General features: G+C 64.6%; 17 protein-coding genes. 9 read left to right on the top strand and 8 right to left on the bottom strand.

The window, feature by feature from the left end; all coding sequences use genetic code 11:
* Positions 1-72: 72 nt before the first annotated feature.
* Entirely contained in the window at positions 73-1,464 is a 1,392-nt protein-coding gene (locus A6F65_RS00970) for an MATE family efflux transporter (protein WP_067789645.1), read from the bottom strand.
* A gap of 78 nt (positions 1,465-1,542) precedes the next feature.
* On the opposite strand from A6F65_RS00970, the gene A6F65_RS00965 reads away from it, so the two are divergent.
* From A6F65_RS00965 to A6F65_RS00950, 4 genes are all read left to right on the top strand, one after another.
* The gene (locus tag A6F65_RS00965) at positions 1,543-3,306 is read left to right on the top strand and encodes a cation:proton antiporter domain-containing protein (protein WP_418303109.1); all 1,764 of its coding nucleotides are present in this window, start codon (positions 1,543-1,545) and stop codon (positions 3,304-3,306) included.
* Positions 3,307-3,395: 89 nt separating this feature from the next.
* Positions 3,396-4,256, top strand: coding sequence for an alpha/beta fold hydrolase (locus A6F65_RS00960; RefSeq protein WP_169816986.1), 861 nt, complete (start codon positions 3,396-3,398; stop codon positions 4,254-4,256).
* A 67-nt stretch (positions 4,257-4,323) separates the two neighbouring features.
* Entirely contained in the window at positions 4,324-4,851 is a 528-nt protein-coding gene (locus A6F65_RS00955; RefSeq protein ID WP_169816985.1) for an acyloxyacyl hydrolase, read from the top strand.
* Positions 4,852-4,961: 110 nt separating this feature from the next.
* On the top strand, positions 4,962-5,438 hold the full coding sequence (locus tag A6F65_RS00950; protein ID WP_157093005.1) for a hypothetical protein: 477 nt from the start codon (positions 4,962-4,964) through the stop codon (positions 5,436-5,438).
* 179 nt (positions 5,439-5,617) lie between these two features.
* Here the strand turns inward: A6F65_RS00950 and rplL are convergent, their stop codons facing one another.
* The 7 genes from rplL to A6F65_RS13200 all read right to left on the bottom strand — a co-directional run bounded on the left by rplL (position 5,618) and on the right by A6F65_RS13200 (position 8,824).
* Complete coding sequence (rplL, locus tag A6F65_RS00945; protein ID WP_067784801.1) at positions 5,618-5,992, bottom strand: 50S ribosomal protein L7/L12; 375 nt, start codon at positions 5,990-5,992, stop codon at positions 5,618-5,620.
* Between the two features lie 84 nt (positions 5,993-6,076).
* The gene (gene rplJ, locus A6F65_RS00940; protein WP_067784798.1) at positions 6,077-6,592 is read right to left on the bottom strand and encodes a 50S ribosomal protein L10; all 516 of its coding nucleotides are present in this window, start codon (positions 6,590-6,592) and stop codon (positions 6,077-6,079) included.
* 327 nt (positions 6,593-6,919) lie between these two features.
* Positions 6,920-7,201 (bottom strand): hypothetical protein, encoded by a 282-nt coding sequence (locus A6F65_RS00935; protein WP_157093004.1) that lies wholly within the window; start codon positions 7,199-7,201, stop codon positions 6,920-6,922.
* 86 nt (positions 7,202-7,287) lie between these two features.
* On the bottom strand, positions 7,288-7,911 hold the full coding sequence (locus A6F65_RS00930; RefSeq protein ID WP_067784791.1) for a CPBP family intramembrane glutamic endopeptidase: 624 nt from the start codon (positions 7,909-7,911) through the stop codon (positions 7,288-7,290).
* Positions 7,908-8,138, bottom strand: coding sequence for a helix-turn-helix domain-containing protein (locus tag A6F65_RS00925; protein WP_067789634.1), 231 nt, complete (start codon positions 8,136-8,138; stop codon positions 7,908-7,910). The genes A6F65_RS00930 and A6F65_RS00925 overlap by 4 nt, the downstream gene beginning before the upstream one ends.
* Positions 8,138-8,665 (bottom strand): DUF2975 domain-containing protein, encoded by a 528-nt coding sequence (locus A6F65_RS00920; RefSeq protein WP_067784788.1) that lies wholly within the window; start codon positions 8,663-8,665, stop codon positions 8,138-8,140. Before A6F65_RS00920 ends, A6F65_RS00925 begins: the two co-directional genes overlap by 1 nt.
* A 24-nt stretch (positions 8,666-8,689) precedes the next feature.
* A complete protein-coding gene (locus A6F65_RS13200; RefSeq protein ID WP_257784260.1) occupies positions 8,690-8,824 on the bottom strand; it encodes a hypothetical protein in 135 nt (44 codons plus the stop codon).
* 746 nt (positions 8,825-9,570) lie between these two features.
* On the opposite strand from A6F65_RS13200, the gene rpoB reads away from it, so the two are divergent.
* The 5 genes from rpoB to A6F65_RS00895 all read left to right on the top strand — a co-directional run bounded on the left by rpoB (position 9,571) and on the right by A6F65_RS00895 (position 20,779).
* Positions 9,571-13,752 (top strand): DNA-directed RNA polymerase subunit beta, encoded by a 4,182-nt coding sequence (gene rpoB / locus A6F65_RS00915; protein ID WP_067784785.1) that lies wholly within the window; start codon positions 9,571-9,573, stop codon positions 13,750-13,752.
* Between the two features lie 63 nt (positions 13,753-13,815).
* Positions 13,816-18,234, top strand: coding sequence for a DNA-directed RNA polymerase subunit beta' (rpoC, locus tag A6F65_RS00910; protein ID WP_083989131.1), 4,419 nt, complete (start codon positions 13,816-13,818; stop codon positions 18,232-18,234).
* 91 nt (positions 18,235-18,325) lie between these two features.
* On the top strand, positions 18,326-18,802 hold the full coding sequence (locus tag A6F65_RS00905) for a hypothetical protein (RefSeq protein ID WP_067784782.1): 477 nt from the start codon (positions 18,326-18,328) through the stop codon (positions 18,800-18,802).
* Positions 18,803-18,829: 27 nt separating this feature from the next.
* Positions 18,830-20,176 carry a glutamate--tRNA ligase gene (gene gltX, locus A6F65_RS00900; protein WP_067784779.1) on the top strand — a complete coding sequence of 449 codons (1,347 nt, stop codon included), beginning with the start codon at positions 18,830-18,832 and terminating at the stop codon, positions 20,174-20,176.
* A 102-nt stretch (positions 20,177-20,278) separates the two neighbouring features.
* Positions 20,279-20,779 (top strand): ComEA family DNA-binding protein, encoded by a 501-nt coding sequence (locus A6F65_RS00895; RefSeq protein ID WP_067784776.1) that lies wholly within the window; start codon positions 20,279-20,281, stop codon positions 20,777-20,779.
* The last annotated feature ends 7 nt before the right edge of the window (positions 20,780-20,786 follow it).

The following is a 20,786-nucleotide window of genomic DNA, read 5'->3' as shown; positions in this document are numbered from 1 at the left end:
GACGGCGCTTCACCGAGTCAACGCCTGCGCGCGAAGAATCTTTCCGCGCCGCAGGGCAGGCCGTGCCGCGTGTCAGGCGGCGCGACGATCGAGGCCAAGCACGCCGCGCCTGCGCCAGCGCCAGGTCAGCAGCAGCGCCGCGCAGCCAAGCCCCGCGGCAAGGCCCAGCCACACGCCCGTTCCCGAAAGCGATGTGCCGAAGCCCAGCCACAGCGCCGTGCCCATGCCGGCGATCCAGTAGCTGAACAGCGCGATCCACATCGGCACGCGCGTGTCCTGCAATCCGCGCAGGGCGCCGGCTGCCACGGCCTGCATCCCGTCGAACAGCTGGAAGGCTGCGGCAACCGCAAGGTATCGCAGCGCGAAGCCGACCAGCGCAGCATTGGCCGGGTCCCAGGGGTCGATATAGATCGCCAGCAGATATTGCGGCGCGAACACCATGGCCGCGGCGGTCGTCAGCATGAAGCCCGTGCCAAGCGCGATGCCGACCCACCCGGCGCGGCCCATCCCGGCCTTGTCACGCGCGCCGTAGAAGTATCCGACCCGGATGGTCGTCGCCTGACCGATGCCGAAGGGCACCTGGAAAGCCAGCGCCGCGATCTGGATGGCCAGCGTATGCGCCGCCACCTGCGTCACGCCGATCCGGCCCATCAGGAACACCGCCGCGCCGAACACGCTGGCCTCTGCCAGCACGGTCAGGCCGATGGGCGTGCCGATGCGCACGATGTCGCGCAGGCGCTGCCAGTCCGGCACCCACCAGCGCCCGAAGATGCGGTAGGCATGCAGCCGCCGGTCCAGCCGGATCACCGCGCAATAGGCCGCCAGGATCGCCAGCGATGTCAGGATGGTGGCAATGGCTGCGCCTGCCAGCCCCAGCGCGGGCGCGCCAAGGTTGCCGAAGACGAAGGCATAATTGGCCAGCGCGTTCACGCCCACGCCTCCGCCGGTGATCGCTGTTGCCAGGATCGGGCGGCCCAGCGCCGACACGAAACTGCGCAGCGTGCCTGCCAGGATCATCGGGATCATGGAGATGACCAGCAGCACATTGTACTCGGTCGCCAGCGCCGTGATACCCGCATCCTGCCCGGTCAGCCGCATCAGCGGCCCCAGCATCAGGCACAGCGCCACCCCGCCGAGCCCCAGCCCCACGCTGAGCCACAGCGCCATGCGCGTGGCGCGGCGCACGGGGCGCAGCGCAGGCGCGCGCTCGCCCAGCGCAGCCGCGATCACCGGGGCCACGGCGCCCGTCAGGCTGGAGAGGCTCCACATCACCACCGCGAACAGCGAGACCGCGATGCTGGAGGCCGCCAGCTCCGCTTCGCCCAGCCGCGCGATGAACATCACGTCCACCGCATATGTCAGCATCTGGAGCAGGTTTGCGAGCGCGAGCGGGAAGGCGAGGCGCAGCGTTGCCCCGAATTCCGCCCTCAGTTCCGGCTTGAGTTCGCTCGTCCGCGTGCCCATGGTCGCCGCGGCATAAGGGCCGCAGGCTGCGCTGCATAGCGTCATGGCCGCGGCGCACGCTCATAACGGGGAAAACAGGTGGACCACGAAAGTACGGCTCTGATCTTTCGCGACGGCGTGCTGATGCTGGGCTTCGCGCTCGGCTTCGTGCTGCTGTTCCGCCGTTTCGGCCTGGGTGCGACGCTGGGATACCTGGTGGCGGGCGCCATGGTCGGACCATACGTCCTGGGCCTTGTCGGCAATGCCGAGCAGATGGCCGGGATTGCGGAACTGGGCATCGTGATGCTGCTGTTCATCGTGGGGCTGGAGCTGGCGCCTGCGCGGCTGTGGCGGCTCAAGAGCGCCATTTTCGGGCTCGGCCTGTCGCAGGTCGTGCTGTGCGGGCTGGCAGTGACGGGCCTCGTCTGGCTGGCGGGCACTTATCCGCTGGCGGCGTGCTTTGCCATCGGCCTGCCGCTGGGCCTCAGCTCCACCGCGCAGGTGCTGCCCATGCTGCAATCGGGCGGCAAGCTGAAGACGCCGTTCGGGGAACGTGCCTTTTCCATCCTGCTGTTCCAGGACCTGTCGATCATCCCGCTGATCACCATCGTCGCCGCCCTTGGCGCGCGCGGGTCCGAGGATTCGCAGCCGGTCTGGCAGCTGGTCGCCTTCACCCTGCTGGCCATTGCCGGGCTGATCCTGGCCGGGCGCTTCATCCTGCGCCCGCTGTTCCGCCTGATCGGCGGGCTTGGCGAGCGCGAGATGTTCGTGGTGGCGGGCCTGTTCACCGTGCTGGCCAGCGCGGCCGTGATGGAAGCCTTTGGCCTGTCCACCGCGCTGGGCGCCTTCATCGCCGGCGTGATGCTGGCCGACACGCCCTACCGGCACGAGCTGGAAGCCGATATCGAGCCTTTCCGCTCCATCCTGCTGGGGATGTTCTTCCTGGCGGTGGGCATGATGCTGGACCTTGGCGCCGTGGCGGAGCGGCCCGGCTTCGTCATCGGCATGGCGGTGGCCCTGATCGCCACGAAGACAGCGATCATCTTCGGCCTGGGCATGCTGCTGAAGATGACATGGCGCGCTGCGCTCGCCCTCGGCCTGCTGCTGAGCCAGGGCGGTGAGTTCGCCTTCGTGCTGTACACGCAGGCGCAGGGCAGCGGGCTGCTGGATGTCGAGACGACCAGCCTGTTCAGCGCCATCGTGACCATTTCCATGGCCGCCACGCCGTTCCTGATGATGGCGACCCGCCGCATCCGCACCGAGCCCAAGAGCGAGGAAGAGCGCGAGAAGCCGCAGCGCGACGGGGCGAGCGCGCTGGTCATCGGCTATGGCCGCTTCGGCCAGACGGTGTCGCAGATGCTGATCCTGGGCGGGATCGACGTGACGCTGATCGACAACAAGGCCGAGCAGATCGACCTGGCCGAGGAATTCGGCGCGAAGGTCTATTTTGGCGATGGCAAGCGGATCGACCTGCTGCGCCAGGCCGGCGCTGAGGAAGCGGACATCATCTGCTTCACCATCGGCAAATCGCCGGACGAGGAATTCCTTGAATCGCTGGAAGAGGCCTTCCCCGATGCCGCCATCTTCCTGCGCGTCTACGATCGCCGCTCGCTGATCGAGCTGCACGAGGTGCCCCATACCTATGCCATCCGCGAGTTGATGGAGAGCGCCGTCCAGATGGGCCGCGCCGCGCTGGAGGAACTGGGCGATAATCTCGAAGACGTCGACAAGGCCGAACGCGCTTACCGCGACAACGATGCGGAGCGGCTCGACATGCAGCGCGAGGAAGGCTCCATCTACGCCGGGATGGACCGCACCATCACCCAGCGCACGCGCGAGGAACGGCGCGACGAGGCCGACTGACCCTTCGGCTTGACGGCGCTGGAAGACCGTGAGCGGCCGCTGATCGATAGCCGCTGTCCGGGCGGGGCCGGGGCGCTACGCAAATGAGCATGACGACCATATCCAACCTTGCGGGCGCGGCCCTGCGGCTGCTCCTTGCATCGATGCTTTTCGCAGGGCTCGCTGCCTGCGCTAAATTGCCGATATCGGGTAATGCCGACCCGGCGATGGCGCGCGCGGCCCTCTGGTCAGAAATAGACAGGCCTGCAGGCTCTGCGGGATCGCCCACCATCGTATTCATCCACGGCAACGGTAACGCCAGCTCGGGTGACTGGCAGGAGGTTCGCCGCCAGCTGCAGTCATCGGGCCTGCCCACCCTGGCCTATGACCGTGCAGGCCATGGCCGCAGCGAACGCTGGACTGGCGAATACAGCATCGCGGGCGAGGCGCTCGACCTGGCGGCCCTGCTGCGCCAGCACGGCGTGGACGGACCGGTCATCCTCGTGGCGCATAGCTATGGCGGTGCGGTGGCACAGATCTTTGCGGCCAGTGACGACCGGGTGGCAGGCATCGTCTTCGTGGACGCGCTGGTGCCGGGATCACTGACCGAAGCAATCGCGGCGGCAGAACTGGCGCGCTACAGCCCGCAATTCGCCATGGTCCGGGAGAAGGCGCCGGAGCTGGCGAAAACCGTCATCCCGATCCTGCAGGCTTTCCCGCAAACCTCGCGCGACCTTTCTGCTGTGGCCTATCCTGCAACGCTGCCGGCAATCGTGCTGCGCGCCGAAGAACGCTATCTGCAGGACCCTGCCGGGCAGGCAGAGGAAGACGCGGCCATCGCCCGCTTCATCGGCGGCGGGCCGCGCCGCACGGCCAGCACCGTAGCGGGTACGGGGCACCAGATCATGAAGGACGACCCTGCGGCCGTTGTCGCTGCGATCCTTGGCATGGCGAGGGCGCAGAGGTATTAATCGCCCGCTCACCATGCACCCCTATGCGGGGCGCATGTCACGTCCATTTCCCTTGAAGGCAGCATGCGTGCCGGCCGCGCTGCTGGCCCTGTTTGCCGCATCGCCCGGCGCTGCGGCGCAGGAAGTCTTCGGAGGGGTCTATGCGCATGGGGTGGAGACGCCCTTCACCTTCGACACCTTCGAGGGCGGGACGGACATCGTCATCGGATACCGCTTCGAAAGCCCGGAGCTGCTGGAGCCGCTGGGTAGCCCGCAGCCCTATGTCGTCGGATCGCTCAACACGTCGGGTGACACCTCCTTTGCCGGCGGCGGGCTGGCCTGGACGCTGGGGAAGGGGCCTGTCTTCGTGCGGCCGGGTGTCGGGCTGGTGGTGCATGACGGGCCCGGCTTCCGCCTCGCGCCCGATGGCAGCAAGCGCACGGATCTTGGCAGCCGCGTGCTTTTCGAGCCGGAGATTGCGCTCGGCTACCGCGTCAACCCGCGCCTGTCCGTGGAGGCGAGCTGGATGCACGTCAGCCATGCGCGCATCTTCAACAGCGGCCAGAACCCGGGCATCGACATGATGGGCGTGCGCCTGAACCTGCGCGTGCCTTAAGCTGGCTTAGGCGCTGGTAGCCTGCTGCATTTGCCGCGGCGGCGATAGCGCGGGCGGCTTAAATCTACGGTTCGATAAGCGGCGATGCCCTTGTCTTCTAAGGACATTGCATGCCGCGCGCCCTTGCCCCCGCAGCGCATGACATTTATCGGTGGAGTCAGCAGGCCTGGGATCGGGCCTGTACTGACTGGGGGAACATCATGATTTTCAGGAAGCTTGCGGCAAGCCTTGCGCTTGCCGGCCTTACCTTCGCACCGCTTTCCGCACAGGCGCAGGGCGCGCTCAGCTACGAAGACGCGCGCGACTGCGCGGTTATTTACGTGCTGTTGACGGGTGTTGCGCAATCAGAAGGCAATCCGGATGCGCATTATCTGGAAAAAGGGGCAGAACACTGGATGGTCATGGCGCAGCGCCGGACGGCAAATCCGGGCGGGGTCGTCTACGAAATCGAGCAGAAAACGGTGGCGATTGCCAACAATTACGCGGGCAACATCGCGGGCCTGAAGGCCGATATGCGAACACCAGTCGCGCAATGCGAAACCCTGATGCGCGCAAATTCGGCCGAATTCGAGAACGCCCGGCCCTGATCGGTTTGGCAGTTGGACAAGGGAAGGGCGGCTCCGCAACGGGCCGCCCTTTTTCGTGCGCGCCAAGCGCCGGACCAGCTTGGGGCAAAAGGAAAGGGCGGCGTCCTTGCGAACGCCGCCCTTCCTGGTGATCTCTCGGGTGAGAGATCGAAGTGTAAGCGCCCTTGCGGGCTTTGGGCTTACTTCAGTTCGACGGTACCGCCGGCTGCTTCGATCTTGCCCTTGATTTCTTCGGCTTCCGCCTTGTTCACGCCTTCCTTGAGCGGCTTGGGCGCGCCTTCGACGAGGCCCTTGGCTTCGGTCAGGCCGAGACCCGTGATGGCACGGACTTCCTTGATGACCTGGATCTTCTTGCCACCGTCGCCGGTCAGGATGACGTCGAATTCGTCCTTCTCTTCGGCTGCAGCGGCTTCACCACCACCGGCCGGGCCGGCGACTGCGACTGCTGCGGCGGCGGAAACGCCCCACTCTTCTTCCAGCGCCTTGGCGAGCTCGGCGGCTTCCATGACGGTCAGCTTCGAAAGTTCTTCAACAAGCTTGGCAACATCGGCCATAACTACATACTCCGTTTAATCTGGCTGGGGCTGAACTGCGGACCATTCCGCGCCCCGGAAAATGTTCTGATGCGATTGAACCGCTTACGCCGCTTCCTTGGCGCCATAGGCACCGAAGACGCGGGCAAGCTTGCTGGCCGGCTCGTTGACGACCCGGGCAATCTTCGTTGCCGGGGCGTTGATGAGACCGACGAGCGTGCCGCGCAGCTCGTCGAGGCTGGGCATGGAAGCCAGAGACTTCACACCTGCTTCGTCGAGCAACTGCCCACCCATTGCGCCGCCGACGATTTCGAGCTTGTCGTTCGTCTTGGCGAATTCCACCGCAGCCTTCGCGGCAGCGACCGGATCCTCGGAATAACCGAGGGCGGTCGGGCCGGTCAGAAGATCGGACAGATCTTCGTACTGGGTGTCCTTCAGGGCGAGCTTGGCAAGGCGGTTCTTCGCAACCTTGTAGGACGCACCGGCTTCACGCATCTTCGAGCGCAGATCGGTGGACTGCGCCACCGTCAGGCCGAGGTTGCGGGTGACAACCACCACGCCAGCCTCGTTGAAGACTTCGTTGAGCTGGGCGACCGCTTCGGTTTTTTGCGAACGATCCATGCCGTACTCCTTCACTATGGCCGCACACCTTTGCAGGCGAGCGACCGGCTCACGTAACCACGCCGCTCATGCGACATGGCAAAGGTCCGTTTCTGGGGAAGGAGGTGCGTGACGGGTCACGCCTGCTGCATGCCGCCGGGCGGCACGCGGAAACTCTTTTCCCCGTCTAGGCTGGAAATTAAGAAGGCCAGATTGCCTTCACCAACTGTCTCGGACGGATGACCACCGAAGTGGTCGGGCGGGCAAATACGCTGCCCGGCCCGAAAGTCAAGCGGGCGACATGGGCCTCGCCCGTGCCGCCCGCCCAAAATCGTATAGGTATGCGCTTTACTGGACGACCTGTTCGGCCTTCTCTTCCAGATTATCGGCCTTCTGTTCCAAATTTTCGGCCTTCTGCTCCAGCTGCGCTTCTTCGACGGAATCGGTCGCGGCTTCTGCGCGCTCGGTCGCCAGGTCTGCGCGCTCTTCGGCTACGTCGGCCTGCGCTTCCAGCACATCGGAGGTGGCGGCATTGATGTCGTCCTGCTGCTCCCCGGCTTCTTCGGCCGGCCCGTCGCATGCGGTCAGGGCGAAGGCGAGCGGTGCGGCGGCAAGTATCAGAATTTTCATGGGGTTCCCCTTTGTGCGGGCGGATGCGCCCGGTGGCTCCCCAATGGCGGCGCGGGCAGAAGGTTCCGCCCGCGCCGATTGCATCGCTATCCAGCGGCGAAGGTCAGGTAACTGATCAGATTGCCGCCCGCATGGATGGCCCAGCCAGGCACGATGGATCCGCCGCCGAATTTCTCATTGGCATATCCCATGATCCAGCCGGCCAGTCCGGGAAGGCCGAAGACTATCGCGACGCTCGCGGCTGTTGCTTCGGGACCGCCGGGCGCTGCGAATAACAGCAGGTGGACAGCGCCGAAGATCGCGGCCTGCAGCAAATTGCCGAGCTTGAAGCCAAGCCGGTTGATCAGCCGCTTGGCAATCAGGCCGCGGAAGATGATCTCCTCGGTCAAGCCGGTCTTGATGACCGCCATGATCAGGATCAGCACAATGGTCGTCGCCGACATGCCAGCTTCGGCAAGACGCCCCCCGACCGTGCCTTCCGAAGTTGCGATTGCGCCGAAGGGGCCGAAGTGGACCGCGAGGCTGGAAATCACGGTTATGCCGGCAAACAGGATGAGCGTTCCCTTCCACCAGCCGGGTGTGGGGGCAGTCAGGCCGGTCCAGTCACGAAAGGGCGCAATCCTCTTCCCGATCAGAGCCCAGGCCCCGCCCGCGACGCCCATGGCAATCGCGAGCTGGACCAGGGTGTTTATCGTCTCCTGCAGGATCATCGGGCTGCCTCATATCCCAGCAGGTCTCCCGGCTGACATTCCAGTTCGCGGCAGATTGCCTCCAGGGTGGAGAAGCGGATGGCCTTGGCCTTGCCGGTCTTCAGGATGGAGAGGTTGGCCAGGGTCAGGCCCACCCGCTCCGCCAGCTCGGTCAGCGTCATGCGCCGCACGTGCAGCAGGTCGTCGAGTTTCACCACGATGCTTGCTCCTTCATTGTCGATGCCCATCATACGGTCCCTTCAAGGTCTTCGCGCAGGGCGGTCCCGTGACGGAACACGCGGGCGAGGATGAAGAGGGTGAGGATCAGGACGATGCCGCCCAAATCCACGCTGGCATCCACCGTGCCGGGATCTTCACCGAGCGTCTTGGCCATCCACACGCCCAGACCCGCGATGGGCAGGACCAGCACGTTGATCGCCAACATCAGCCACGCCATGCCCGTCAACCGATCGGCATTGGCCGGCGCGAAGGGATCGCCTTCGGCCACGCTGTTCACGATGCCCAGCATGTGCCGGAAGAAACGCCAGCCAAGGTAAAGCAGCCCGGCGATTGCGGCGAGCAGCCCGGCGGCGGCAAAGCCCATGCTGCGCGGTAGGTCGGGCTGCTGGATGTCGGGGAACAGGCCGGTGCCGTATAACAGCATCGTCACGGCGCCCAGCGCCACGAAGAAGCCGGCAAAGGCCACGATGCCCAGCAGGAACCAGACGATAGCCTTGGCGATGGCCAGCAGCGGGTCGGAAGTAAGCTTTGCCATATCAGGTCTCCTCTTGCTCGCGGCTCAGGCGATGGCAGGCGCGGCGGCGGAAGCCATCACGGGCTGCGCGGCCGGAACGCTGGTGAGCGGGACGATGGTGCCGAAGGCCAACACGATGGCGGCAAGGGCGGCGGCGGAGTGTTGTGCGAACTTGGTCATTTATCGATCTCCTTGGTGTCACTTATCGAAGAACGATATGGCCGAGTCGATTCTTATTGTCAAACGATATTATTGAAAAACGATATAGGAAGGTTGGGGGGGGAGCATTGTTTGTCTCATGAACCCGCATCCGCGGGTTCGTCCTCGGTGCTGTTCCCTGCGCTTCGCTGCGGGGCACCTGCGGGCGGGCGGTCGCCCTTGCGGTCCGCTGGCGCGGACCGGACTGGACCTCCGCTGAAGGCTTGTTCCGTTCTTCCGCTCAAAGCTTTCGAGGCTGGCTCTAGTCCGGTTCGCCGAAGGGCGAACCGCAAGCGCGACCGCGCGTCGGCCGCTAGGCCGTAGCCAAGCAGCGCGGACGCGCTGCGCCCGGCGCTTGAGGGCGCCAACAAAAGGGCGCGGGGCCACCCACGTCTCCGAGCGACCGACTGGTTGCGCCTCGGCCCAGCCACGGCGTGTTCCTCAAACCACCACCCCAACGCTCCTGCCGCCATTGACCAAATCCAACACGCCACCTATATCGCGCCCCGACCGGACAGCTTCGAGCACGGCATGCCTGACGCGGGGGCGTGCCCAGGATGGAGGCCCGGTTTCCCGTGAGATCCAAGAGAAGCTGCGGCTCGCAGGCCTGATGGCGTGCGTGCATCGCGGCCCTTTTTGCGTCTCATGGCCACACCCGTGCCGATTCGAATTTTTCACGCCGGCACCACCATGGGCTGCCGGCCAGACGAGCAAGGCGAACCCGTATTATGGCAAGCAAGGCGAAGGCACCGGAAAAGACCGGCGGCAAGTCCAAGCGCATCCGCAAGATCTTCGGCGACATCCACGAAGTGGTGCAGATGCCGAACCTGATCGAGGTGCAGCGCGAAAGCTACGAGCAGTTCCTGCGCTCCGATCCTTCGATCGACTATGTCTCCGGCCTCGAAAAGACGCTGCGCAGCGTGTTCCCGATCCGCGACTTTGCCGGCACCGCCGAGCTCGACTTCGTGCATTACGAGCTCGAGCCGCCGAAGTACGACACTGTCGAATGCCGCCAGCGCGGCATCACCTATGCTGCCCCGATGAAGGTCACGCTGCGCCTGATCGTGTTCGAGGTGGACCAGGAAACCGAAACCCGCTCCGTGCTCGATATCAAGGAGCAGGACGTTTATATGGGCGACATGCCGCTCATGACGGAGAACGGCACCTTCATCATCAACGGGACCGAGCGTGTCATCGTGTCGCAGATGCACCGTTCGCCGGGTGTGCTGTTCGACCATGACCGCGGCAAGACCCACTCGTCCGGCAAGTTCCTGTTCGCCGCCCGCGTCATCCCGTACCGCGGCAGCTGGCTGGACTTCGAATTCGACGCCAAGGACATCGTCAACGTGCGTATCGACCGCAAGCGCAAGCTGCCGGTCACCGCGCTGCTGTATGCGCTGGGCCTCGATCACGAGCAGATCCTCGAGCATTTCTACGAGACCGTGACCTGGAAGCGCGCTTCCAAGAAGGCCGGCGAAGGCTGGGAAATCCCCTTCGTCGCCGACCAGTGGCGCGGCCAGAAGCCGGCCTTTGCGCTGGTCGATGCCAAGACGGGCGAGGAAGTGTTCCCCGCCGGCCAGAAGGTTTCGCCCCGCGCCGCCAACAAGGCGGAGAAGGACGGCCTCAAGACCCTGCTGATCCCGACCGAGGAAATCTTCGGCCGCTATTCGGCCAAGGACCTGGTCGAGGATTCGACGGGCCGCATCTACATCGAGGCCGGCGAGGAAGTTTCGCCCGAGAACCTCGACAAGATCGACGCTGCCGGTATCGACCAGCTGGAACTGCTGGATGTCGATCACGTCACCACCGGCCCCTGGATCCGCAACACGCTGCAGGTCGACAAGGCCGAGAACCGCGACGAAGGCCTGGAAGCGATCTACAAGGTCATGCGTCCCGGTGAGCCGCCGACCAAGGAAACCGCAGAAGCGCTGTTCGAAGGCCTGTTCTTCGATGGCGAGCGTTACGACCTGTCCGCCGTGGGCCGCGTGAAGCTGAACATGCGCCTGGAACTGGACGCCGAAGACACCGTCACCACGCTGCGCAAGGAAGACATCCTGGCCGTGGTGAAGGAACTGGTCGACCTGAAGGACGGCAAGGGCGAAGTCGACGACATCGACAACCTCGGCAATCGCCGCGTGCGTTCGGTGGGCGAGCTGCTGGAAAACCAGTACCGCGTCGGCCTGCTGCGCATGGAGCGCGCCGTGAAGGAGCGCATGAGCAGCGTGGACGTGTCCACCGTCATGCCGAACGACCTGATCAATGCGAAGCCCGCCGTGGCTGCCGTGCGCGAATTCTTCGGCTCCAGCCAGCTTTCGCAGTTCATGGACCAGACCAACCCGCTGTCCGAAGTCACCCACAAGCGCCGCGTGTCCGCACTCGGCCCGGGTGGTCTTACGCGTGAGCGTGCCGGCTTCGAAGTGCGCGACGTCCACCCCACGCACTATGGCCGCATCTGCCCGATTGAAACGCCGGAAGGCCCGAACATCGGCCTGATCAACTCGCTCTCCACCTTTGCGCGGGTCAACAAGTACGGCTTCATCGAAACCCCCTACCGCTCCGTGAAGGACGGTAAGGTTTCGGGCGAGGTCACGTACCTGTCCGCCATGGAAGAGCAGAAGCACACCGTGGCGCAGGCTTCGGCCGAAACCGACAAGAATGGCAAGTTCGTGGAAGAGCTCGTCTCGGCCCGCCAGAACGGCGAGTTCGTGATGAGCATGAACGAGCAGGTCACGCTGATGGACGTTTCGCCCAAGCAGCTCGTCTCGGTCGCCGCATCGCTCATTCCGTTCCTGGAAAACGATGACGCCAACCGCGCGCTGATGGGTTCGAACATGCAGCGCCAGGCCGTGCCGCTGGTGAAGGCCGAAGCGCCTTTCGTCGGCACCGGCATGGAAGGCACCGTCGCCAGCGACAGCGGCGCGGCGATTTCCGCCAAGCGTTCCGGCGTGGTCGACCAGGTCGATGCCACCCGCATCGTGATCCGCGCCAGCGGCGAAGTCGATGCCGCCAATCCCGGCGTCGACATCTACACGCTGCAGAAGTTCCAGCGCTCCAACCAGTCCACCTGCATCAACCAGCGCCCGCTGGTGAAGGTTGGCGAGATGGTCAGCGCCGGCGACATCATCGCGGACGGCCCCTCCACCGACCTCGGCGAACTGGCACTGGGGCGTAACAGCCTCGTCGCCTTCATGCCGTGGAACGGTTACAACTATGAAGACTCCATCCTGATCTCCGAGCGCATCGTGAAGGACGATGTGTTCACCTCGATCCACATCGAGGAATTCGAGGTCATGGCCCGCGATACGAAGCTGGGTCCGGAAGACATCACGCGCGACATTCCCAATGTCGGCGAGGAAGCCCTGCGCAACCTCGACGAAGCGGGCATCGTCTACATCGGCGCCGAAGTGCACCCGGGCGATATCCTGGCGGGCAAGATCACGCCGAAGGGCGAAAGCCCGATGACGCCGGAAGAGAAGCTGCTGCGCGCCATCTTCGGTGAAAAGGCCAGCGACGTGCGCGACACCTCGCTCCGCCTGCCGCCGGGCACCAGCGGCACCGTGGTCGACGTGCGCATCTTCAACCGTCACGGCATCGAGATCGACGACCGTACGCGTGCCATCCAGAACGAGGAAATCGAACGCCTCAAGAAGGACAGCGAAGACGAACGCGCCATCCTGAACCGTGCGACTTACAACCGCCTGGAAGAAATGCTGGACGGCCAGACCGCCTCGGCAGCGCCGAAGGGCGTGAAGAAGGGCGCCAAGATCGACGCTTCCGTCCTGGAAGGCGTGGACAAGCACGAATGGTTCAAGTTCGCCGTCGCCGACGACAACATGCAGGCCCAGCTGGAAGCGGTGAAGGGCCAGTATGACGAGGCGATGAAGGCCATCAAGGACAAGTTCGAGGACCGCAAGGAGAAGCTCGAGCGCGGGGACGAACTCGCCCCCGGCGTGCTGAAGATGGTCAAGGTCTTCGTCGCGGTGAAGCGCAAGCTGCAGCCGGGCGACAAGATGGCCGGCCGCCACGGCAACAAGGGTGTGATTTCGCGCATCCTGCCGGCCGAGGACATGCCCTTCATGGAAGACGGCACCCCGGTCGACGTCGTGCTGAACCCGCTGGGCGTGCCGTCGCGCATGAACGTCGGCCAGATCTTCGAGACGCACCTCGGATTCGCAGCGCGCGGCCTGGGCATGCAGATCGCGGAACAGCTGGACGACTGGCGTGCCTCCAACCCGGACATCTCGACCGGCAAGCCCCCGGCTGCGCTGGTGGACAAGCTGAAGGATGTCTACGGCGAGAACTATCACGACGACATCGACAGCCGCACGAACGAGGAACTGGCGGAACTCGCCGGCAACCTTCGCACCGGTGTGCCGATGGGTACGCCCGTGTTCGACGGCGCGCGTGAAAGCGACGTGACGGACATGCTGGTGAAGGCGGGTTACAACTCGTCCGGCCAGTCCACGCTGTATGACGGCCGTACGGGCGAAGCCTTCGACCGTCCGGTGACTGTCGGCATCATCTACATGCTGAAACTGCACCACCTGGTGGACGACAAGATCCACGCCCGTTCCATCGGCCCCTACAGCCTCGTCACCCAGCAGCCGCTGGGCGGTAAGGCGCAGTTCGGCGGCCAGCGCTTCGGCGAGATGGAGGTCTGGGCACTCCAGGCCTACGGCGCGGCTTACACGCTGCAGGAAATGCTCACCGTGAAGTCGGACGACGTGGTCGGCCGCTCCAAGGTCTACGAAGCGATCGTCAAGGGCGACGACACCTTCGAGGCGGGCATTCCGGAAAGCTTCAACGTGCTCGTCAAGGAAATGCGCTCGCTGGGCCTCAACGTCGACCTCACCAGCCTCTCGGATGGTGAAGACGACGATGACGATCCGGCCCTGATGGCGGCGGAGTGAGGGGCGACCTAGCCCCTCACCACCACCCCAGCCTGCAGCAATTCACCCGTAAGGGAATGTGAAATGAACGAACTGACCAAATTCACCAACCAGCTGAACAAGCCGGAAACCTTCGACCAGATCCAGATCGGCCTGGCTTCGCCTGAGCGTATCCGCAGCTGGTCCTTCGGCGAGATCAAGAAGCCGGAAACCATCAACTACCGTACGTTCAAGCCGGAACGTGACGGCCTGTTCTGCGCGCGTATCTTTGGCCCGACCAAGGATTACGAATGCCTGTGCGGCAAGTACAAGCGCATGAAGTACAAGGGCGTCGTCTGCGAGAAGTGCGGCGTCGAAGTCACGGTCACCAAGGTGCGCCGCGAGCGCATGGGCCACATCGAACTGGCCGCGCCGGTTGCCCACATCTGGTTCCTGAAGTCGCTGCCTTCGCGCATAGGCCTGCTGCTGGACATGCAGCTGAAGCAGCTGGAGCGCGTGCTCTATTTCGAAAGCTACATCGTCACCGAACCCGGCCTGACGCCGCTGGAGAAGTTCCAGCTGCTGACGGAAGACGAGCTGCTGGAAGCGCAGGACGAATACGGTGAAGACGCCTTCAGTGCCGGGATCGGCGCCGAAGCCGTCAAGCTGATGCTGATGGACCTGGACCTGGAACAGGAACGCGACGACCTCATGGAGGAACTCGCCACCACCAAGTCCAAGCTGAAGCCGGCCAAGATCATCAAGCGCCTGAAGGTCGTGGAAAGCTTCATCGATTCCGGCAACCGCCCGGAATGGATGATCCTGGAAGTCGTGCCGGTTATCCCGCCGGAACTGCGCCCGCTGGTCCCGCTGGATGGCGGCCGCTTCGCGACGTCCGACCTCAACGACCTCTATCGCCGCGTCATCAACCGTAACAACCGCCTGAAGCGCCTGATGGAACTGCGTGCGCCGGACATCATCGTCCGCAATGAAAAGCGCATGCTGCAGGAAGCCGTCGACGCATTGTTCGACAATGGCCGCCGCGGCCGCGTGATCACGGGCACCAACAAGCGCCCGCTGAAGTCGCTGTCCGACATGCTGAAGGGCAAGCAGGGCCGCTTCCGTCAGAACCTTCTGGGTAAGCGCGTCGACTATTCCGGCCGTTCGGTCATCGTGACCGGCCCGGAACTCAAGCTGCACCAGTGCGGCCTGCCGAAGAAGATGGCGCTCGAGCTGTTCAAGCCGTTCATCTACGCGCGCCTCGACGCCAAGGGTCTTTCCATGACCCTGAAGCAGGCGAAGAAGTGGGTGGAGAAGGAGCGCAAGGAAGTCTGGGACATCCTGGACGAGGTTATCCGCGAGCACCCCGTGCTGCTGAACCGCGCGCCCACGCTGCACCGTCTCGGCATCCAGGCGTTCGAGCCCGTGCTGATCGAGGGCAAGGCCATCCAGCTGCACCCGCTCGTCTGCTCGGCCTTCAACGCCGACTTCGACGGTGACCAGATGGCCGTCCACGTGCCGCTCTCGCTGGAAGCCCAGCTGGAAGCGCGCGTGCTGATGATGTCCACCAATAACATCCTCAGCCCCGCGAACGGCAAGCCGATCATCGTGCCTTCGCAGGACATGGTGCTGGGCCTGTACTACCTTTCCATGGACCGCGAAGGCGAGCCGGGCGAAGGCAAGGTGCTGGCCGATATCGCCGAGGTTCACCAGGCGCTGCATGTCGGTGCGGTGACGCTCCACTCCAAGATCCACACCCGCGTCCCGCAGACGGACGAGAAGGGCAAGGAAGTGATGGTCCGCGTGGAAACCACGCCGGGCCGCATGCTGATCGGTGAATGCCTGCCGAAGTCGCACACCGTGCCCTTCGCCGTCATCAACCGCCTTCTGACCAAGAAGGAAATCGGCGACGTGATCGACCAGGTCTATCGCCACACCGGCCAGAAGGACACGGTGCTGTTTGCCGACGCCATCATGGCGCTGGGCTTCCGCCACGCGTGCAAGGCCGGCATTTCCTTCGGCAAGGATGACATGATCATCCCGGACACGAAGAACGGTATGATCGATGAGACCAAGTCGCTGGTTGCCGATTACGAGCAGCAGTACCAGGACGGCTTCATCACCCAGCAGGAAAAGTACAACAAGGTGATCGACGCCTGGAGCCGTTGCGGCGACCAGGTTGCGGCCGCCATGATGGACGAGATCGAGGCGACGCCGAAGGACGACGATGGCCGCGAAGCGCCGATCAACTCGATCTACATGATGTCCCACTCCGGCGCGCGTGGCTCCCCCACGCAGATGAAGCAGCTGGCGGGTATGCGCGGCCTGATGGCCAAGCCGTCGGGCGAGATCATCGAGACGCCGATCATCTCCAACTTCAAGGAAGGTCTGACCGTCCTTGAATACTTCAACTCCACCCACGGCGCCCGCAAGGGTCTCGCGGATACGGCACTGAAGACGGCAAACTCGGGCTACCTGACGCGCCGCCTGGTCGACGTGTCGCAGGACTGCGTCATCGTGGAGGAGGACTGCAAGACCTCCAATGCGCTGGAAATGCGCGCCATCGTGCAGGGCGGTTCCGTTATCGCCTCGCTCGGCGAGCGTATCCTGGGCCGCACCGTGGCCGAGAACATCGTGAATGCCGCGACGGACGAAGTGATCGTCAAGGCCGGCACGATGATCGACGAATCGATGGCTGTCGCCATCGAGGAAGCCGAAGTGCAGCAGGCCAAGATCCGCTCCCCGCTCGTCTGCGAGGCGGAACAGGGCGTGTGCGGCAAGTGCTACGGACGTGACCTTGCTCGCGGTACGCCGGTCAACATCGGTGAAGCTGTCGGCGTGATCGCCGCGCAGTCCATCGGTGAACCCGGCACGCAGCTGACGATGCGGACCTTCCACATCGGCGGCGCCGCGCAGGTGAACGAAACCAGCCACCTGGAATCGATCTCCGACGGTAAGGTGGTCTTCCGCGACATGCCGACCATCACGGACAAGAAGGGCCGCCGCCTGTCGCTGGCCCGTTCCGGCGAGATGGTTGTGGTCGATAACGAAGGCCGCGAGCGCGCCATCCACCGCGTGCCTTACGGCACCGTGCTGATGTTCGAAGACGGCGCCAAGGTGAAGGAAGGTGACCGGCTGGCGGAATGGGATCCGTTCACCCTGCCGATCATCACCGAAACCGCCGGTATCGTGCGTTACCAGGACCTGGTCGAAGGCAAGACGCTGGAAGAGCGGGTGGACGATGCCACCGGTATCGCCCAGCGCGTTGTCACCGAATTGCGCGCTTCCGGGCGTGCCAAGAAGGAAGACCTGCGTCCGCGCCTGACCCTGATGGGCGACGAATCGTCCGGCAAGAAGGGCGATGACACGGAAGCTGCGCGTTACATGCTGGCACCCGGCACCACCCTGTCTGTCGATGACGGGCAGGAAGTGCAGGCAGGTGACATCGTGGCCCGTGCTTCGCGCGAGGCGTCCAAGACGCGCGACATCACCGGCGGTCTGCCGCGTGTTGCCGAGCTGTTCGAAGCGCGTATCCCGAAGGACGTGTCCGTCATCGCCAAGACCGATGGCCGCATCGAATTCGTTCGCGAATACAAGGCCAAGCGCAAGATCGCGATCGTCCCGGAAGAGGGTGATCCGGTGGAATACCTGATCCCCAAGACCAAGGTGATCGACGTGCAGGAAGGCGACTTCGTGAAGAAGGGTGATACCCTGATTTCCGGCTCGCCCAACCCGCATGACATCCTGGAAGTCCTGGGCGTGGAAGCGCTGGCCGAATACCTCGTGAACGAGATCCAGGAAGTCTACCGACTGCAGGGCGTGAAGATCAACGACAAGCACATCGAGGTGATCGTTCGCCAGATGCTGCAGAAGGTCGAGATCACCTTCGGTGGCGACACCACCCTGCTGCCGGGCGAACAGGTCGACCTGGACGAGATGAACGAGGCCAACGCCAAGCTGGCCCCGCGCAAGAAGAAGGCCGAAGGCAAGCCGGTGCTTCTGGGCATCACCAAGGCTTCGCTCCAGACGCGTTCCTTCATCTCCGCCGCGTCCTTCCAGGAAACCACCCGCGTGCTCACGCAGGCGGCCGTGGAAGGCAAGAAGGACACGCTGGTTGGCCTGAAGGAAAACGTGATCGTGGGCCGTCTCATCCCCGCCGGTACCGGCGCGGGCATGAACCGCGTGCGCGTCACCGCCTCCAGCCGCGACGCCGCGATCCGCGCGCAGTGGAAGAAGCAGCAGGAAGCCCTCCTGGCTGCCGAAACCGCCGCTGCGGAGCACGAGGCCGAACTGGCACAAGGCGAGGAAGCTGCGATCGGCGACGATCCGCTGGCGACCATGCAGGGCGAAACGCACGGCACGGACGCCGATGCAGGCGATTACCTGCGCGACGACCAGTCCGAGGCGCCCGAAGCCATCGTGAAGGACGAAGCCGCCAAGGAAGCCTCTGAAGAGGCTCCGGAAGCCGGTGAAGCTGCCGATGCTGGCGAAGCTGCCGATGGCGAGGAAAAGTCGGAAGACTGATCCGGCGCTCATCGCCAAGGATAAAGGCCCCGCCGGACATCACCGTCCGGCGGGGCTTTTCTTTGCAGCCGGGGCGGTTAGCATCGCGCCCATGCGCATTCGTCTTGCCCCCGCTCTCGCCATCCCCGCCGCCGCCCTGCTGTCCGCCTGCCAAGAACAGACGCCGCCGGCCGAGCCAATGCCGGTCACATCGGAGGCCGATCCCGCCCCCGGCCAACCGGCCATCGCCACCGGCGTGATCACCGATCCGCTGGTGCTGGAAGGCGAATACCGTGTCGCCGGTATCGACGGCGCGGAGGTGGACCTGCCCCATGCCATGACGGTGACAATCACGCCCGGCACCATCCGCTACATCTCGCAATGCGTGACCGGAGCGTGGCGTTACCGCTTCGAAGGGCAGGCCATCGTGCTGGAGCAGGTGGTGGAGGCAACCTGCGACCGTGGCCGCTATCCGGAGGAGGAGGGTATCGAGAGCGCCCTTGCCGCCGTCACCCATGTCCGCCGCACGGCCAGCAATGCGGTGGAATTTTCCGGCAGGGGCCGGACCGTCACGCTCTTCTCGCAATAGGCGCTGCGCCGCGCTATCGGAGCGCGCATGGTCACCACCCGTTTCGCCCCTTCGCCCACAGGCCGGCTGCATGTCGGCAATATCCGCACCGCGCTGCACAACTGGATGCTGGCGCGCAAGAACGGCGGCCGCTTCCTGCTGCGGATCGACGACACGGATGCGGAGCGAAGCCGCGAGGACTATGTCGACGCCATTCGCGCGGACCTTGCATGGCTGGGGCTGGAGCCGGATGGCGAGGAACGCCAGTCGCAGCGGCTGGCGCTGTACGAGGCGGCCTTTGAGAACCTGCGCGATGCAGGCCGGGTCTACCCGGCTTACGAGACCGCGCAGGAGTTGGAGCTCAAGCGCAAGATCCAGCTGGGCCGCGGCCTGCCCCCCATCTACGACCGCGCGGCGCTGGCGCTGACAGACGAGGATCGCGCAGCAAAAGATGCTGAGGGCATCGCGCCGCACTGGCGTTTCCGGCTGGACCATGACGAGCCGATCCGCTGGGAAGACGGCGTTCGCGGGCCGCAGAAATTCGACCCCGCGCAGCTGTCCGATCCCGTCATCCGCAGGGCCGATGGCAGCTGGCTGTACATGCTGCCTAGCGCCGTCGACGATATCGATATGGGCGTTACCCACGTGCTGCGGGGCGAGGATCACGTTTCCAACACTGCCGTGCAAATTCAGATGTTTACCGCACTTCATGCTGCACAAGAGACCGCAGCAGAACCGCATCCGGATTTCGCGCACGAGGCCCTGCTGGTGGGCCGCGAGGGCAAGTTGTCCAAGCGGCTGGGATCGCTGGGCTGCGATGCCTTTCGCGAGCGCGATATCGAGCCGGAAGCGCTCGTCGCGCTGCTTGCCCGGCTGGGCACCAGCATGCCGGTGGAGCCGATCGCCGAGCGTGAGAAGCTGGTCGAAAGTTTCGATCTCTCCACCTTCGGCCGCGCCCCGGCGAAGTTCGACGATGCGGAGCTGGAGCGGGTCAACACCGCCATCGTCCACCAGCTGCCCTTCGAGCATGTGGCAGGCCGCCTGCCCGATGGCATGGGCGAAGATGGCTGGCTGGCCGTGCGTCCGAATCTGGAGACGGTGGCACAGGCCGGCGAATACTGGGCCATCGTCACCGGGCCGATCGCGCCTGCCGAACTGGAAGCCGAGGACCGCGCCTATGTGGGTGAAGCGGCGCAGGCACTGGAATGGGGGGAGGATCCCTGGCAAGCCCTGACCACGCGCCTGAAGGATAGCACAGGCCGCAAGGGCAAGGCGCTGTTCCTTCCGCTGCGCCTTGCGCTGACCGGCCGGGCAAGCGGCCCGGACATGGGCGCAATCCTGCCGCTGATCGGGGAGGATGCCGCGCGCGAGCGACTGGCCGCCGCAGCGGGCTGACAGGCCATGCCCTTTAGGGCGCGACAAATTGTTACGGCTTGGGGCTTCCTGTGGGCGCAGTTTCTGCTAATGCGAACCCATTGCAATAAGGAATACCCAACCATGAACCGTATCACGTTTCTCGCTCTCGCATCTGCCAGTGCGCTGGCACTTGCTGCCTGCTCGGATGGCTCCGACAACATGGCCCCTGCAGAACAAACCGCTGCGGCTGAAACCAGCGCTGCCGATACCGCCGCTGCGGAAGAAGCGCCTGCGGTGCTGAATGCCAATGATGCGACCATCGAGCAGCTGGGCGCCGTGGATGGCGTTTCTGCCGAACTGGCGCAGGCCATCGTCGACGGACGGCCCTATGCCAGCGTTACCGATCTTGCCGCTGTGCTGGGCGAAGAGGGCAGTGCGCTGCTCTCCAGCGTGTTCGTACCGGTCAACCTCAACACGGCAAGCGAGGAAGAGCTGCGCCTCATCCCCGGCATGAACGACAAGATGGTGCACGAATTCGAGGAATACCGCCCCTACGCCACGATGGACGATTTCGACCGCGAGATCGGCAAGTATGTGGACGAGGAAGAGGTCGCCCGCTTCCGCCAGTATGTGACGCTTTAAGCGCCCC

The sequence above is a fragment of the Paraurantiacibacter namhicola genome, assembly GCF_001687545.1.
Classification (GTDB): Bacteria; Pseudomonadota; Alphaproteobacteria; order Sphingomonadales; family Sphingomonadaceae; genus Paraurantiacibacter; species Paraurantiacibacter namhicola.
Note: the sequence above shows the minus strand (reverse complement) of the source record. Positions and strands in the feature narration are given on the sequence as shown.